This is a genomic window from Streptosporangiales bacterium, assembly GCA_009379825.1.
GTDB lineage: Bacteria > Actinomycetota > Actinomycetes > Streptosporangiales > WHST01 > WHST01.
Map to the genome: position 1 here is coordinate 1 of WHTA01000103.1, position 14,784 is coordinate 14,784.

Annotated in this window: 15 protein-coding genes, 1 tRNA gene and 1 pseudogene; 4 read left to right on the forward strand and 13 right to left on the reverse strand. The window is 68.1% G+C overall.

The window, feature by feature from the left end; all coding sequences use genetic code 11:
- On the reverse strand, nt 1-159 hold a 159-nt coding region (locus tag GEV07_28170; GenBank protein ID MQA06429.1), incomplete at its 3' end, for a GntR family transcriptional regulator.
- A gap of 160 nt (nt 160-319) precedes the next feature.
- Between GEV07_28170 and GEV07_28175 the strand changes: the two genes are divergently transcribed.
- The 3 genes from GEV07_28175 to GEV07_28185 are packed head-to-tail and all read left to right on the forward strand — an operon-like array spanning nt 320 to nt 3,704.
- Complete coding sequence (locus GEV07_28175) at nt 320-1,555, forward strand: M24 family metallopeptidase (protein MQA06430.1); 1,236 nt, start codon at nt 320-322, stop codon at nt 1,553-1,555.
- A gap of 12 nt (nt 1,556-1,567) precedes the next feature.
- The gene (locus tag GEV07_28180; GenBank protein ID MQA06431.1) at nt 1,568-2,839 is read left to right on the forward strand and encodes a hypothetical protein; all 1,272 of its coding nucleotides are present in this window, start codon (nt 1,568-1,570) and stop codon (nt 2,837-2,839) included.
- Entirely contained in the window at nt 2,832-3,704 is an 873-nt protein-coding gene (locus GEV07_28185) for an NAD-binding protein (protein MQA06432.1), read from the forward strand. The genes GEV07_28180 and GEV07_28185 overlap by 8 nt, the downstream gene beginning before the upstream one ends.
- Here GEV07_28185 and GEV07_28190 read toward each other — a convergent pair whose 3' ends face one another.
- The 11 genes and pseudogenes from GEV07_28190 to GEV07_28240 all read right to left on the reverse strand — a co-directional run bounded on the left by GEV07_28190 (nt 3,705) and on the right by GEV07_28240 (nt 13,797).
- A complete protein-coding gene (locus GEV07_28190; GenBank protein MQA06433.1) occupies nt 3,705-4,988 on the reverse strand; it encodes an ABC transporter substrate-binding protein in 1,284 nt (427 codons plus the stop codon). It abuts the gene before it with no gap.
- A gap of 9 nt (nt 4,989-4,997) precedes the next feature.
- Nucleotides 4,998-6,423 (reverse strand): annotated as a pseudogene (locus GEV07_28195) (ATP-binding cassette domain-containing protein).
- Between the two features lie 44 nt (nt 6,424-6,467).
- Nucleotides 6,468-7,442: a hypothetical protein gene (locus GEV07_28200; protein ID MQA06434.1), complete on the reverse strand. Its 975-nt coding sequence runs from the start codon at nt 7,440-7,442 to the stop codon at nt 6,468-6,470.
- Complete coding sequence (locus GEV07_28205) at nt 7,439-8,545, reverse strand: branched-chain amino acid ABC transporter permease (protein MQA06435.1); 1,107 nt, start codon at nt 8,543-8,545, stop codon at nt 7,439-7,441. The genes GEV07_28200 and GEV07_28205 overlap by 4 nt, the downstream gene beginning before the upstream one ends.
- Nucleotides 8,344-9,348 (reverse strand): alcohol dehydrogenase catalytic domain-containing protein, encoded by a 1,005-nt coding sequence (locus GEV07_28210; protein ID MQA06436.1) that lies wholly within the window; start codon nt 9,346-9,348, stop codon nt 8,344-8,346. Before GEV07_28210 ends, GEV07_28205 begins: the two co-directional genes overlap by 202 nt.
- Before the next feature lie 154 nt (nt 9,349-9,502).
- Nucleotides 9,503-9,883, reverse strand: coding sequence for a cupin domain-containing protein (locus GEV07_28215; GenBank protein ID MQA06437.1), 381 nt, complete (start codon nt 9,881-9,883; stop codon nt 9,503-9,505).
- A 22-nt stretch (nt 9,884-9,905) separates the two neighbouring features.
- Nucleotides 9,906-10,256, reverse strand: a complete 351-nt coding sequence (locus GEV07_28220; protein MQA06438.1) for a cupin domain-containing protein — start codon at nt 10,254-10,256, stop codon at nt 9,906-9,908.
- A 23-nt stretch (nt 10,257-10,279) separates the two neighbouring features.
- Nucleotides 10,280-11,020 carry an ATP-binding cassette domain-containing protein gene (locus GEV07_28225; protein ID MQA06439.1) on the reverse strand — a complete coding sequence of 247 codons (741 nt, stop codon included), beginning with the start codon at nt 11,018-11,020 and terminating at the stop codon, nt 10,280-10,282.
- A 1-nt stretch (nt 11,021) separates the two neighbouring features.
- Nucleotides 11,022-11,897 carry an ABC transporter permease subunit gene (locus tag GEV07_28230; GenBank protein ID MQA06440.1) on the reverse strand — a complete coding sequence of 292 codons (876 nt, stop codon included), beginning with the start codon at nt 11,895-11,897 and terminating at the stop codon, nt 11,022-11,024.
- Nucleotides 11,894-12,655, reverse strand: coding sequence for an ABC transporter permease subunit (locus tag GEV07_28235; protein ID MQA06441.1), 762 nt, complete (start codon nt 12,653-12,655; stop codon nt 11,894-11,896). Before GEV07_28235 ends, GEV07_28230 begins: the two co-directional genes overlap by 4 nt.
- 32 nt (nt 12,656-12,687) lie before the next feature.
- The gene (locus GEV07_28240) at nt 12,688-13,797 is read right to left on the reverse strand and encodes an ABC transporter substrate-binding protein (protein MQA06442.1); all 1,110 of its coding nucleotides are present in this window, start codon (nt 13,795-13,797) and stop codon (nt 12,688-12,690) included.
- A gap of 219 nt (nt 13,798-14,016) precedes the next feature.
- Between GEV07_28240 and GEV07_28245 the strand changes: the two genes are divergently transcribed.
- A tRNA-Arg gene (locus GEV07_28245) sits at nt 14,017-14,090 on the forward strand.
- A 175-nt stretch (nt 14,091-14,265) separates the two neighbouring features.
- Here the strand turns inward: GEV07_28245 and GEV07_28250 are convergent.
- On the reverse strand, nt 14,266-14,739 hold the full coding sequence (locus GEV07_28250) for a hypothetical protein (protein MQA06443.1): 474 nt from the start codon (nt 14,737-14,739) through the stop codon (nt 14,266-14,268).
- Between the last annotated feature and the right edge of the window lie 45 nt (nt 14,740-14,784).

Here is a 14,784-nt window from a genome sequence, read left to right on the forward strand (position 1 = left end):
CGTCGTCGACACCCCCAACTGCCCCGCCAAATCCGCCTGCACCAACCGCGAACCCCCCACCAACGCCCCCGACAAAATCGCCCGACGCAACGTCTCCCGCACAAACTGATGCGCCGTACGCCGCGGCTGCGAGAAATCGAGGAGGGAGCACTCAGACATGGCCAGTCCTAGGTCGTCAACAGACATCATGCAAAGTCGTTATTATCTCATCACGCCGCCGATTCGCACCCACCCGAGCTCTAGTGCGAGACCCTGACATCTTATATATTGCACGATGTAGGTGCCTGGTGATTCAAGCGGTGGTTCGAGGAGGAACCGGATGGCTTCTTTCGGCAGCGTCAGCATGGACTGGCAGGAGCGGATCAACTGGTCCCGGATGCGCGAGTTCCGGCTCGCCCGCGCGCGCGACGCCATGCAGCGGCACGGCCTTGGCGCGGTGCTGTGCATGTACGACGAGAACGTCCGTTACATCACCTCCACGCTGACGCCCGGGTGGAACAGGCTGAAGCCCGGGTTGCGCTACGCGGTCCTCGTCGAGGGCAGGGAGCCGATCCTGTTCGAGCAGGGCGACATCGGCATCCACATCGAGAAGCACTCGCCGTGGCTGCCGGCGGAGAACGTCCGGCACTCGTTCTCGTGGATCAAGGGCGCCGCGGGCCCGGCCTCGCAGATGCAGGTGGACAAGTTCACCCGCGCGCTGCTCGAGGCGCTCGAGGAGGCCGGCGTCAAGGACCACCCGGTAGGCGTCGATTTCATCGACATCAACATGATCAAGGCGTTCGACCGCGCCGGCATCACCTGGACCGACGGCATGACGCCGATGATGGAGGCCCGCTCGGTCAAGAACAAGGACGAGCAGGAGGCGATGCGGGTCGTCGGCGCCATCGGTGACGTCCTGCACTACGAGTTCTCGAAGTTCCTCAAGCCGGGCCTGACGGAGAACCAGGTGACGGCCTTCGGCATGAAGTACCTCTACGACATCCCCGGGATGGAGGACGTCGAGGACATCATCGTGTCGTCCGGGCCGAACGCGTGGCCGAACTGGCGCAACTTCTCCGACCGCATCATCCTGCCGGGCGAGATCGTCATCATCGACCTGGCCGCGCTCACCTGGAACGGCTTCAAGTCGTGCTACTACCGCACGTACTGCGTGGGCGGCCAGCCGACCGACGAGCAGCGGCGCTACTACGACACCGCGCTGAAGTGGCTCTACGACTCGATCGAGGCCGTGCGCCCGGGTGCGACCACCAAGGACATCGCGGAGAAGTGGCCGTCGGCGATGGAGACGTGGGGCTACGAGGACGAGGACCAGGCGGCCGCGAACCTGTGGGGGCACGGCCTCGGTCTCGCCCAGTACGACATGCCGGTCACGTCGCGGATCTGGTCGCTCGACCACCCGCAGGAGATCGAGCCGGGCATGGTGTTCGCGCTGGAGACGCAGCACGGCAAGGTGCACGAGTTCGGCGTCCGGATCGAGGAGATGCTCATCGTGCACGAGGACCGGACGGAGCTCATCTCCACCTTCCCCGTGCAGCAGATCACGGTCGCCGGCTGAGGCGCGGTCACCGTGACCACTCTGCCGCTGACCGACCCCGCGTGCGCGGACCCTTCGGTGGCCGGCGCGAAGGCGGCGCGTCTCGCGCAGGCGCTTGCCCTCGGGATGCCGGTGCTGCCCGGCCGCGTGGTGCCGGCATCCCGCAGCGCACAGCCGTTGCACGACGGCTTCGCGCTGGTGCCGTCCGCCGGCGCGCACGGCGGCCAGCTCGCGGTGATGGACGCCGACACCAGCGACCTGGCCGAGCTGCCCGCGCAGGCACGGGCGCTCGGCGACCCAGTCGTGGTTCGCTCGTCGTCGCCGTGGGAGGGCACCGGCAACTGGTCGGGCGCGTTCACGTCCTACCTGGACGTCGCGCCTGACCACGTCCTCACCGCCGTACGCGGTGTCTGGGCGTCCGCGCTCGGCAGGGACGCGCTGGAGCGCAGCGCCCGTCTCGGCGGTGCGGAACCTCGCCTGGCGGTGCTCGTGCAGCCGCGGCTGCGGCCGACGCACGGCGGCACCGCGGATGTCGCACCCGACGGCACGGTCACCGTGGTGGCGGTCGCCGGCGACCCGGTGCCACTGCTGCACGGGTGGGACCCGGGGCAGCTGGCCCGCCGCACGTCGGACGGCGCCGTGCAGGCGGCGCAGTGGCCGTTCGACGCCGAGCTGCTGCACGCGGTCGCCGACCTCGCCGTCGACGTACGTGACCGGCTCGGCGACGACCGGATCGAGTGGGCGTCGGTGGACGGCCGACTGCACCTGCTGCAGTGCACGGCCGCCACAGAACCGGCGGCCGAGCCGCTCGAACTGCCCGCCGCCGAGGTCGAGTCGCCGCATGCCGCGCACGAGCTGATGCAGCGCGCCACGAGCCGCGGCGACCGGTTGCGGGCGGAGCCGCTCGCGTACGCGTCCGTCATGGCGCACGGCGAGCAGGTCCGCGGCACGCCGGCGGCGCCGGGCATCGGCGCCGGTCCGCTGGTCTACGTCGACGGCGTCCCTTCGGCGGCGCCGAAGGGTGCCGGCGGCACCCCGGCGAGGGCGGTGCTCGTCGCGCCGCGACCGTTACCGCACCTGGCTCCGTTGCTGTGGGACGCGAGCGGCCTGATCACGTTCGGCGGCAGCCCGGCCGCGCACCTGGTCGAGGTCGCCAGATCGCTCAACCTGCCAGCAGTCGTCGGCTGCGGCGTCGACGAGTCACTCGTCCGTACCGCGCGCGCGGGCGGCATCGCCGCGGTCGACGGCGACAACGGCGTGGTCGCCACGCACGTAGGCAACCGGGAAGAGGTGCACGATGGGTGACACCGTGGGTGTCGTCGGGCTGGGCAACATGGGCTCGGCGTTCGCCACCAACCTGATGCACGACGGTCATGCCGTGGTCGGCTACGACATCGACGAGGCGCGGCTGCGCGCGTTCACCGACGGCGGCGGCACACCGGCAGCGTCCGTCGGCGCGGTCGGCGAGCGCGCCGACGTCGTCATCACGTCGCTCGACAGCGGCGCCGCACTGCTCGACGTCGCTGCCGAGATCGCCGCCACCGGCGCACTCGTGATGGAGACGAGCACGCTCGCCATCGAGGTGAAGACCCGGGCGGCCGAGCTCGTCGAGCAGGCCGGCGGCCAGCTGCTCGACTGCCCGGTGAGCGGCACCGGCAGCCAGGCACGCAACCGCGACATCGTCGTCTACGTCAGCGGCGACCGCGCCGCTTACGACCGGCTGACGCCGGTGCTCTCCGGGTTCACCCGCACCCACCGTTACGTCGGCGAGTTCGGCGCGGGCAGCAAGCTGAAGTTCCTCGCCAACCTGCTCGTCGCCGTGCACAACGTGGCCGCGGCGGAAGCCCTGGTGCTCGCCAAGAAGGCGGGCGTCGACCAGGAGATGGCCTTGGAAGCCCTCACCCAGGGCGCGGGCAACTCCCGGATGCTCGAGGTGCGTGGACCGGTGATGGTCGAGGAGTCGTGGGACGAGCCGTCCGCGGACCTGGCCATCTTCCGTAAGGACCTCTCGCTGATCCAGGCGTTCGCGGCGTCGCTCGACTGCCCGGTGCCGGTACTCGCGTCCGCGGCCCAGGTGCACTTCGCGGCGCTGGCACAGGGCAGGGAACGCCAGGATGCGGCGGCGGTCTACGCCGTCCTCGCGCAGGCCGCCGGCATCCCCACGTCGTAGCTACTCGGTCGGCTGTGGCCACCTGCCTTCGCCCTGGTACTCCTTGCTGTAGACCGGGTGGTCGAGGAACTCTTCCTCCGGGTACTTCCAGAACTGGCCGACCTCCTTGTACGTCTTCACCGGCACGTTCATCACCTCGCCGCGGCGCTTCTGCACCTCGCGGATGTACACGTTGAACACCGGGTTGCCCTGTTCGTCGAGGTACTCAGGGCCGAACGGTGTCTCGTCCAGCTGCACGTCCTTCAGCGTGTCCACGACCTTCTTGCGGTCCGACGTGTCGCCGTCGAGGTCCTCGAGCGCCTTCGTGACGCCGCGCGCGGCGGTGTACATGCCCGCCGCGTAGTACGAGGGGAACTCGTCGTACTCGCCGTTGTACGCGTCCACGAACTTCTTCGTGTCCGGTGTCTCGCGACCGTCGGCGAAGTGGCCCACGGAGGTGATACCGAGCGCACCCTCACCGATGCTGCGCAGTGCCGCCTGGTCGACCACCGTCTCGTTGGTCAGCAGCTCGATGCCCGTCTTGTTCATGCCGAACTCGTTCCACGCCTTGACGAACCGCACGCTGTCGACGCCGACCTGTTCGGTGAACACGACATCGGGCTTGGCCTGCTTGATCTGCGCCATGTACGTCCCGAACTCCTGTGTTCCCAACGGGTTCCACAGCTTCTTGCGGATCTTGCCACCCTCGTCGGTGAAGGTGTTGGTGAACCCGCCGCAGCTCTCGTGGCCGAAGGCGTAGTCGCTGCACATCGTCACGGCGGTCTTGTACTTGCGGTCGACCGCGGCGTACTCACCGAGCGGATGGGTCGTCTGGCTGCTCGACCAACCTGCCATGCGCACGACGTACGGCAACGGCTTGCGTTGGGTGAGGTCGTCCGCCGACACGATGGGCACGACCATCGGCACCTTCTCGCGGTTTACCGCGTCCGCCACGGCAAGGCCGACGTTGGCCAGCATCGGCCCGACGATGATGTCGGCTTCGGAGTTGGTCATCAGCTCACGGGCCTTGTTCAGCCCGATGGACGGGTTGCCCGCGGTGTCCTCCATGACGGTCTTCACCTGCTTGCCTGCGACCTTCTCGCCGTGTTCCTTCCAGTACAGCTTCCAGCCGCGTTCCATGTCCCTGCCGGGCGCCGCGTTGGGTCCGGTGGCCGGGCGCAGGAACCCGATGGTCACGGTGTCGTCGTCGCCGCCGGTGTTGCCACCCGGGTCCGGAGGTGCACACGCCACTGCGACGAGTGCGACGGCCGCCGTCGCTGCCAGGGCTCGCATCCGATGTCTCATCTGTTGTCCTTACACACCGAGGTGGTTCTTCTTTGTGGCACTGTCCGCGTCGAGCTCGGCCGGAGTGCCGTGCCAGACGATCGCGCCGTGCTCGCCGAGGATGTAGACGCGGTCGGCGACCCGCATGGCCAGGCCCAGGTTCTGTTCCACGAGCAGGATGGTGAGCCGGCCGCCCTTCAACGACTCGATCCGTTCCCTGATCTGGCCGACCACGATGGGCGCGAGCCCCTCAGAGGGCTCGTCCATCAGGACGAGCCTGGGGTTCGTCATCAGTGCCCGGCCGATGGCGAGCATCTGTTGCTCGCCGCCGGAGAGGTTGCTCCCCGCGTTGTCGATGCGTTCCTGCAACCGCGGGAAGAAGTCGAGGACGCGCTCCATCGTCCAGACGTCGCCGTTGCCGTTGCGTGCGGCCACGGTGAGGTTCTCGCGCACCGAGAGGCTGCCGAAGACGTGCCTGCCCTGCGGCACGACACTGATGCCGTGCCGCGCTATCGCATGGCTGGGCAGGCCGGCGAGGTTGCGGCCGTCCCACGTCACCTCGCCGCCGCTGAGCTGCGGCGGCCGCATCCCCATGATGGTCCTGACCAAGCTCGTCTTGCCCATACCGTTGCGGCCGAGCAGGGCGACGACCTCGCCGGCGCCGACCTCGACGTCGACGCCGCGGAGTATCTCCGCCGCACCGTACCGACAGTGCACGCCGGTCACGCTGAGGACGCTCATCGGCTCACTCGCTCCTCAGGTAGATCGCCTGTACCTGTTCGTCGGCCCTGATCTCGTCGGGGGTGCCCTCGGCGATCGGCGTGCCGTTCTCCATGCACAGCACCCGCCCGACCAGGTCGAGCGCCAACGTCATGTCGTGCTCGATCAGCACGATGGACAGCTCGCCAGGAAGGCGTTCGATCAACGCGCGCATCAGCACCCGCTCCGATGCGGACAGCCCGGCGGCAGGCTCGTCGAGCAACAGCAGCCTCGGCTCGCCGGCCAGGCCGAGCGCGAGCTCGAGCTGTCGTTGCTCGCCGTGCGACAGCTCACCGGCGAGCCGGTCGCCCCGTGCGGCCAGGTCCACCTGTTCGAGCGTCCTGTCGATGCGCTCCCCCAGCGCACCGTTCATCCGCAATGGCCACCAACAGCGCCAGCGCGACCGGTCGAGCGCGCCGATCGCCACCGCCAAGTTCTCCCGCACGGTGAGCCCTGGCATGACGTTCGTGACCTGGTACGTGCGGCCGAGACCCGTACGCGCGCGGCGGTTCGGCGGCAGCCGCGTGACGTCGCGCCCGAACAGCCGCACGCTGCCCGACGTGGGGATGCACTCCCCGGTGATGGTCTTGAACAGGGTCGTCTTGCCCGCGCCGTTCGGGCCGATGACCGCCCAGCGCTCACCGGTGGCGACCTGCAGCGAGACGCCGGCCACGGCGGTCAACCCGCCGAACCGCATGGTCACGGCGTCCAGCGCGAGCGCCGGCACCTGCCCGTCGGCGCTCACGAGGCGTCCTCCCGCCGTCGTCGCGCGAGCAGCTTCTGCCAGAGCTTGCTGACCCCGCCGACGAAACCGCTGCGGGCGAAGAGCACCATCACGATGAAGATGAGGCCCATGACGGTCGGCCAGCGGTCGATCTCTGTGCTCAACACGTTCTGCACGAACACGATGACGAACGCACCGAACAACGGCCCGGAGAGCGTGCCGACACCACCCAGGATGATCATCAGGATGGCCTGTGCGGACGTGTTGAACTCCGCCACCGCGGGGCTGACGAACTCGTTGTTGTAGGCGAAGAGCACGCCGGCGACGCCGGCGAATAACCCCGCGAGCAGAAACCCGTAGAGCCGGTTGAGCGCGACGTCGTAGCCGAGCATCCGTGCCCGGCTGGTGCTCTCCCGCAGCCCGCGCAGCGCGAGCCCGAACGGCGACCTGACGATCACCCACATCAGGGCGGCGCACACCACCACGACGGCCAGGCAGGCGTAGTAGTACTTCCAGTCCTCGACGACGACGGACGGCCGGTACACACCGGTGAGCCCGTTCTCCGCGCCGGTCACCGCCGCCAAGCTGTGCGCCAGACCGTAGACGATCATCCCCTGGGCGAGCGTGACCATGAGGAAGTACACCCGGCTGGTCCGCATGGCCATCAGCCCGAAGAGCAGGCTGGCGAGCAGCGCCACCACCATCCCCGTGACGATCTGCTGCAGGTAGCCGCCGTTCATTCGCACGGCGACGTACGCGACGCCGTACGCGGACATCGCCATGATCCCGGCCTGGCCGAGGGTGAGCAGCCCGGCGTAGCCGGCCAGCAGGTTGATGCTCATCGCGAACAGTCCGTAGATGAGCGCAAGCGTGGCGGTCGCGAGCAGGAACGGGCCGACGACGTACGGCACGGCGAGGCCGGCGACGATGGCAACGGCGAGCAGCCCAAGCTGCACTGCGCGGGTCGGGGTGAGCAGCCGCAGCGCCGTCATTCCGGCCGCCCGAGCAGACCGGACGGCCGCAGGATGAGCACAAGTGCCATCGGCAGGAAGATCATCACGGACGCCAGCTGCGGCAGCTCCGACGTGCCGAACGCGTTGATGAGCCCCACGATGAGACTCCCCAACGCCGCGCCTGGCAGGCTGCCGAGCCCGCCGATGATGACGACCACCAGGCTCAGCAGCAGGATCTCCACGTCGCCGCCAGGCAGCAGGCTGAGGAACGCGCTGCCGATCACGCCCGCCATCCCGGCCAGCAGCGCACCGGCGATGAACACCCCGGTGAAGACCAGGTTCACGTTTATGCCGAGCGCCTGGATCGTCTCCCTGTCGTCCACTCCCGCACGGACGATCGCGCCGATCCTCGTGCGTTGCTGCAGGAAGTACAGCGCGAGGCCGACGACGATGGCCAACACCGTGACGAACAACCGGAAGCGTGGATAGGTGAACGACCCGATGGTCAGCGACCCGTCCAGGTAGGCAGGCGGCGACACCGTACGCGGGTCGCCACCCCAGATCGCGAGCGACATGTCACCGAGCACCGTGGCGACGCCGACGGTCAGCAACACCTCGGGCAGCTCCTGGCCGCGCAACCGGCGCAGCAGCACCCGCTCGGTCAGTCCGCCGATGATCCCGACGGCGAGCGCCGCGGCGATGATCGCCAGCCAGAAGCTGTCGGTGGCGCGCGCGACGGTGAAGCCGAGATAGCCGCCGATCAGGTAGAAGCCGCCGTGCGCGAGGTTGACGATGCGCATCAGGCCGAAGATGAGCGTGAGCCCGCTGGCCAGGAAGAACAGCAGACCGCCGAGGCTGATCCCGTTCAACACCTGGGTCAGTACGTAGCTCACGAGATGTCCTGCGTCATCGGTCACTTCCGTTCTCGTCGAGCAGCGGTTCAGCCGACCGTGAGCGCCACCTTCAGTTGCTTGGGGTCGTGGCAGGCGGCGAGCGCAGCGACGGCGTCGGTCAGCGGGTAGGTCGCGGTGACCATCCGGCCGAGCTGCAGCGCGCCGCTCGCACCCAGCTGCACCGACCGTTCGTAGTCGCGCGGCCGTGCGGCGCGTGGGTTCTTGATGGTGAGTTCCTTGTAGTACCACTGGTACGTCGGCATCGCGTCGGCCTCGGGCGACGTGGTGCCGAACACGAGCACCTCGCCGCCTGGACCGGCGAGCAGCATCGACTGCCGCAGCGTGTGCGGCGTACCCGCACACTCGACGGCGAGCTCGACACCGTGCCCGCCGGAGACGTCGCGCACCGCCGCCTCTGCCTCGTCCGGCCCCACGGCGACCGTGGCGCCGAGCTCGACGGCCAGGTCCCGCTTCCACGCCGACGTCGTGACGGCGACGATCGGGCCCGCGCCGCGCAGCCGCAGCAGCTGCAGGTGCAACATGCCAGCGACGCCGAGCCCCACCACCGCCGCCGTCTGGCCGGCCTGCACCGTGACGCACTCCTGCGCGTGCAGGCAGGTGGCCAGCACCTGTAGCAGCGTCGCGTCGTCGTCGCCGACGTCCGCCGGCAGGACGTGCAGCTGCGACTCGGCCACCGCGAGGTACTCCGTCGCACCGCCGTCCTCGTCCCGCCCGAGCAGCGCGCCGTTCGGGCACAGGTGCGTGCGGTCGGCCAGGCACACCGCGCACCGGCCGCAGGCCACCCCGGGGTCGACGAGCACCCGCGCGCCCTCGGCCGGCACTCCCGTGGGGCCTGCCGTGACCACGTGCCCAACCACCTCGTGCCCGATCACCCGCGGCGGCGTGACGGGGATCGACCCGTGCACGATCTTCACGTCCGTACCGCACAGGCCCACCCGGTCGACGCGCACCACGGCCTTGCCGGACGCGCTCGGCCCGGCGTGGTCGGCGACGGCCACGGCCTGGTCACCGGTGGCGAAGACGGCCTTCATCGGCGGCTCCCAGCTAGCGGCACGTGGCTCAGACTCATCGATATTGCACAATGTTAAATGTCAGGTGTCAAGATCAGCGGGCAGCTCAAACCGCCGGGTACCGCCGGCCAGCGCGTCGCCCCGGCCGCGGTCCCCGTACCCGAAGTACGAGCAGCTACTGCTTCTTGCCCAGCTCGTCGAGGCGGTCGGTCTCCCCCGGAGCGACCTTGTGCCCGACGCCGTCGACGACGTCCTTGCAGCTGATCACGACGGTGGACTCCAGCGCCGTCACCTTGTGCCAGACGTTCGCCGGCGCGTGGAACGCCTCGCCAGGCCCGAGCTCGCCCGTCTCGTCGGGGAACTCCACGGCCAGCCGGCCGGAGATCACGTACATCACCTGTTCCTGCGGATGCGAATGCGCCACCGCGCCTTCGCCCGGCTCGAACGCGAGCCGGCCGACCTCGATGCGGTTACCGGTGACGAGCTCACCGAACGCGGTGGAGTACTTCGGTGTGACGTACTCCTTCTCCATCTCGTCCAGCTTGATGAGTGGCATGGGCGTCCTTTCTCCAGGGCGGTCAGGTCAACGAGCCGGTCGGCGCGTAACCGGTCGGGTCGACGACGTTCTTGAAGCTGATGGCCAGCGTGTCCTCGAGCGCCTCCACGCCGTGCGGCACGTTCGACGGGTGGAAGCTGGCCTCGTCCGGGCCCACGTCGTACGGCTCGTCGTCACCGAGCCACACCCGCAGCTTGCCCTTCACGATGTAGAAGGTCTGCTCCTCCGGGTGGTGGTGCATCGCCGCACCCTCGCCCTTGGCGAAGGTCACGCGCGTCACCTCCTGCTTGTCGCTGCGCAGCACCGGGCCTTTCGCCTTCGAGTAGTGCCCGGCCACCACGTTGTCCAGGTTGTCGAACTTCACGTGCCCCATTCGTTTCCCTTTCTCTTCCGGTGTCAGCTCGCCACGAGGTCGAGCGTCTCGAAGGTGCGCAGGATGTCGGCCTTGGCGAGCGCGACGCGGTCGGACGACCCGTCGCGCGGGAACGGCAGGTCGACCTGCATGTCCTCGCGCAGGTGGCCGCCCTTCGCGAACAGCAGGATCCGCGTGGACAGCTCGACCGCTTCGCTGACGTCGTGGGTGACGAAGATGATGGTCTTCTTCGTCGAGTCCCACAGGTCGTGCAGCTCACGGCGCAGCGACCGCCCGGTGATCGCGTCGAGATGGCTGAACGGCTCGTCCATCAGCAGCAGGTCGGGCTCGATGGAGAAGGCCCGCGCGATCCCCACCCGTTGCTGCATGCCGCCGGACAGCTGGCCGGGATACTGCTTCGCCGTGTGCGCGAGGCCGACCATGTCGAGGTACGTCATGCATCGGTCGCGGACGGCATCGTCACGGCCGCGCTGGACGAACATCAGGTTGTCGATGACCGTGCGCCACGGCAGCAGCCGCGCGGCCTGGAACACGTAGCCGAGCCTCGCCTGTCGCTCGCCTTCTGTGATGGCGACCGTCCCCGACGTCGCGCTCTCGATACCGGACAGGATGTTGAGCAACGTCGACTTGCCGCAGCCGGACGGGCCGACGATGCTGACGAACTCGTGCCCGGCGATGCCGAACGACACGTCGTCGAGCGCGAGCACGTTCGACGTCTCGCTGACGAACTCCTTGCGCAGGTTCGTTACCTCTACCGCAGCCATGTCACGCTCCCTGCTTGCTGGTCACCGACGAGTCGGCCGGCCCGCTCTGCAACGCCGGCCGCCAGCGGAAGACGTAGTTGGACAACCGGCCGAACACACCGCGCTCGATCAGCAGCGCGACGATGATGAAGAAGAAGGCGTAACCGACGATGCCCTGCGCCCGGTGCGCGTCGTACCAGAACTTGATCACCCAGCCCGCGCCCGCGGTCGAGGCGTACACCTCGGCGAGCACGAGGCCCTTCCACGCGTTCGCGAGGCCGTACCGCAGCGCCGCGAAGAAGAACGGCATGAGCGAAGGAAAGATCACGTGCCGGATGACGTGCCAGCGGCTGACCCCGTAGGCGGTCGCCATGTCGAGCAGGTCCTTCGGCACGTTCCGTACGCCTTCGGCGATGTTCAGGACCACGAACGTGACGGCGGCGAGCACGACCGTCACCACCGACGCCAGGTGTCCGAACCCGAACCACATCGCGGCGATGAGCGCCCACACCAGCGACGGCATGGCGAGACCGACCACGACGAAGTCGTGCAGGAACCACTCGGCCCGCTTGACCATGCCCATCAACAGTCCGACGGGTATCCCGATCACGAACGCGATCAGCAGACCGACGGTCAGGCGCAGGAAACTCAGCCCGAACGACGCGTACACGGTATGCGGCGTCAGCGTGTCGCCGGCGAGCTCCGCGACCATGAACCGGCCGACCTCGACCGGGCTCGGCACGAGATCGGTTGGCAGGAAAGGGACCGCGAGCTGCCAGACCAGGATCACCGCCAGCCACGAGCCCACCCTGGCCAGGCGTGGGCTCGTGGCTATCCGGCGGACCTGCTGCGGTACCAGGAAGGAACGACCTGTCCGCCCGCTGGCACGTACGGTCATCGCGCCACCTCGGGCCGCCACTTGAACATCCGCTTGATCTGCCGCTGTAGCACGACCCGTTCGAGGAAGAGCGCGAACGCGAAGAACAGCAGCACCCAGGCGAGGAAGCCGGCCATCGAGAACTCCTGGAACTCGCGGCGCATCATGAAGCCGATGCCCGCGGTTCCCACGATCACCTCGGTGAGCGTGGCGATCTTCCACGCGATGGAGAAGCCGTACCGCCCGGCCGTCACCAGGTAGGGCCCGAGAGCTGGCAGGTAGACGTGGCGCACGATCTGCCAGCGCGAGCGGTCGAACGCACGCGCCATGTCGACCAGGTCCTTGGGCACGGCCCGCACGCCTTCCACGACGTTCACCGCGACGTACGAGAACGACGTGATCACGACGGCGCAGATCGGGCCACCTGGCCCAAGGCCGAAGATCATGGCGGTCACGAGCGCGAACACCAGGCCGGGTGTGGTCATCGTGCCCATCACCCAGTCGCCGAGCAGCCCGTCCCACCAACGGCTGCGTCCCATCGCCAACCCCATCAGCGTGCCGAGCAGGAACGCGATGCCGAAGCCCACGGCGATCGTGCCGAGCGTCGCCGCGAAGTGCCGGAAGAGCAGGTTCGACGCGACGATGTCGCCTATCTCCGTGACGATTGCGAGCGGTGGCGGCACGATGAAGTCGTCCACAAGTACGGACGAGATGAACTGCCAGACCGCGAGGAACGTCACGTATCCCGCGACCCGCCAGAACCACCGGCGCTGCAGCACGCCAGCTGCTCGCCCGGTCGTCGCAGCTGCCGTCACTGCTCAGCCTCGCGGGGCTTGACTACCTCGAACCGCGGCGTCGGCGTGTTCTTCTTCATGAAGCCGGTCTCCTTCATCGAGGAGTACAGGCCCTTCTCACGTTCGATCCACGACTCGTCGAGGTACACCGAGTCGACGAACCAGTCGTGCTCCTTCATGTACTCCTGCATCGCCTTGACGTCGGCGTCACCCTCCACGGAGAAGTGCTGCGGGAACGTCCTGATGATCTCCGCCTGGTTCTTGCGCCACAGCCGCACGCCTTCCTCCCAGATCGCGAGGAACGCCGCCGCCTCCCTGCGGTGGTTGTCGAACCACTTGGCGCGGGCGGTGAAGTTGTTGCCCATCACACCGCGGTGCTGGCACTCGCAGATGCCGCCGTAGATCTGCCACGGGAACTTGCCGCCGTACATCACCTCGAGCTTCTTCTTCCGCAGCAAGCCGATCGCGGCCTCGGGGATGACGAGCGCCGCCTCGAGCTCACCCCGCTCGACGTGCTCGGCCATCACGAAGTGGTCTTCCACGACCAGCTTGAAGTCGCCACCACCGGTGCGGAAGTCGAGGTCGTGCAGCTTCTTCGCGAACATCGCCCAGACGAGCGTCGACGACACCGCGCTCGGCACGCCGATCTTCGACCCCTTCGGGATGTCGGCGAGCGTCTCGTAACCGCTGCCACTCCGCGTCACCGGCGTGATCCGCAGCAGGTTGTACTTGCCGAACGTCACCGTCTCGATGCCGGTGCGCTCCTCCAGCACCGGGAGCTCGTACGTCGCCGTCGACACGATCTCGCCGTGCCCGCCGGCGAAGTACGCGAACTCGTCCCAGGTCGACGACGTCTCGATGCTGATGCCGTACTTCTGCTCGAACTTCGCGATGACGTTCCTGCGCTTCAGGAAGTCCCAGCACGGATCAGGCGCGAAGGCGAACCTGATCCGCTCCTGCTCCGAGCTGTCGCCGCCACCACACGCCGCCACCACCGGCGCCGCAGCGGCGAGCGCCGCCCCCGTGGTGACCGTACGGAGCAGCTGACGCCGCCCCACCAGACCGCGCCCGGCCACCTGCCCTGCCGGCAGCCCTGTTCGTTCGTGACCGAAGGCTCCGTTGCCCATGCTCAGCCCCGTCCCGGACTCCCCCGCCGCGTCCGTATATAGAAACCGGTCGAAGATATCCGATAATGCATGATGCATCATCGAGCTGTCAACGCACCGATCCCGCCGGCGACGCACTCTCCGCTGGTCAACCGCCCATCCCCAGCCGCGCAGGACGCGCCTGCGGGCGGCGGGCAAAGCGCACTACCCTACTGTTGGATCCCGTTATCCATCGGTCTCGCGCCTGTAGCTCAGTTGGATAGAGCGGCTGCCTTCTAAGCAGCGGGCCGGGGGTTCGAGTCCCTCCAGGCGCGCCTCTCTCACCCTGCGACAACACGCCATTGACCAGCGGAAACAAGCCACACGGTCGGTTGATCCTGTACCACGGTGTCTCACGGAGATTCGCCGAAGCTCGCCAGTCGTGGGCCATTTCTGGGCCAGCGGAGTGACGGGTGGTGGTGTGCACCGGAGGCTGGCCAAGCAGGCGGACTAGGCGTATTTCGGGGAGTCGATATATACCGAGGTGTTCCATGGATTGAAGTGCGCGGTCCGACTGGCTGGCGTCTCGTCGCGGCCAGCTTCCGGCTCAAGCTTGGAGAATCGCGCATAGATTCTCAGGACGTTGCGGCGCATCTGAAACCACGACCGCCTAGGACGCCAGATGGTTGCAGCCATTAGGGTCGCGGCTTCTTGTGCGAGTTGATAAAGCTCGCGCGAGAGTCCACCAGGGACCAGGTTGCCCTCGCTGTCGACCTTCCCTGGATCAGTGGTGGTTGCGTCGTGAGCCGCCAGCGCGACCGTGAGGTAGGCCGTGACGACCGGTTGCGGGACTTGTGCAACGAGCGCCGCGGCAAAGAGTTCGTGGCCGGCGAGGTTGTCCCGGCGGTCGTAGAACTTGAAGGTGGCGGTCCCCCGCCTGAGGCCTGCCGAGTGGTAGGTCCTCTGGTGAACCGCCAAGTACACCGAAGAAGGAAGGGGACCGCTGTGAGCAAGACCTACCAGAAGAAG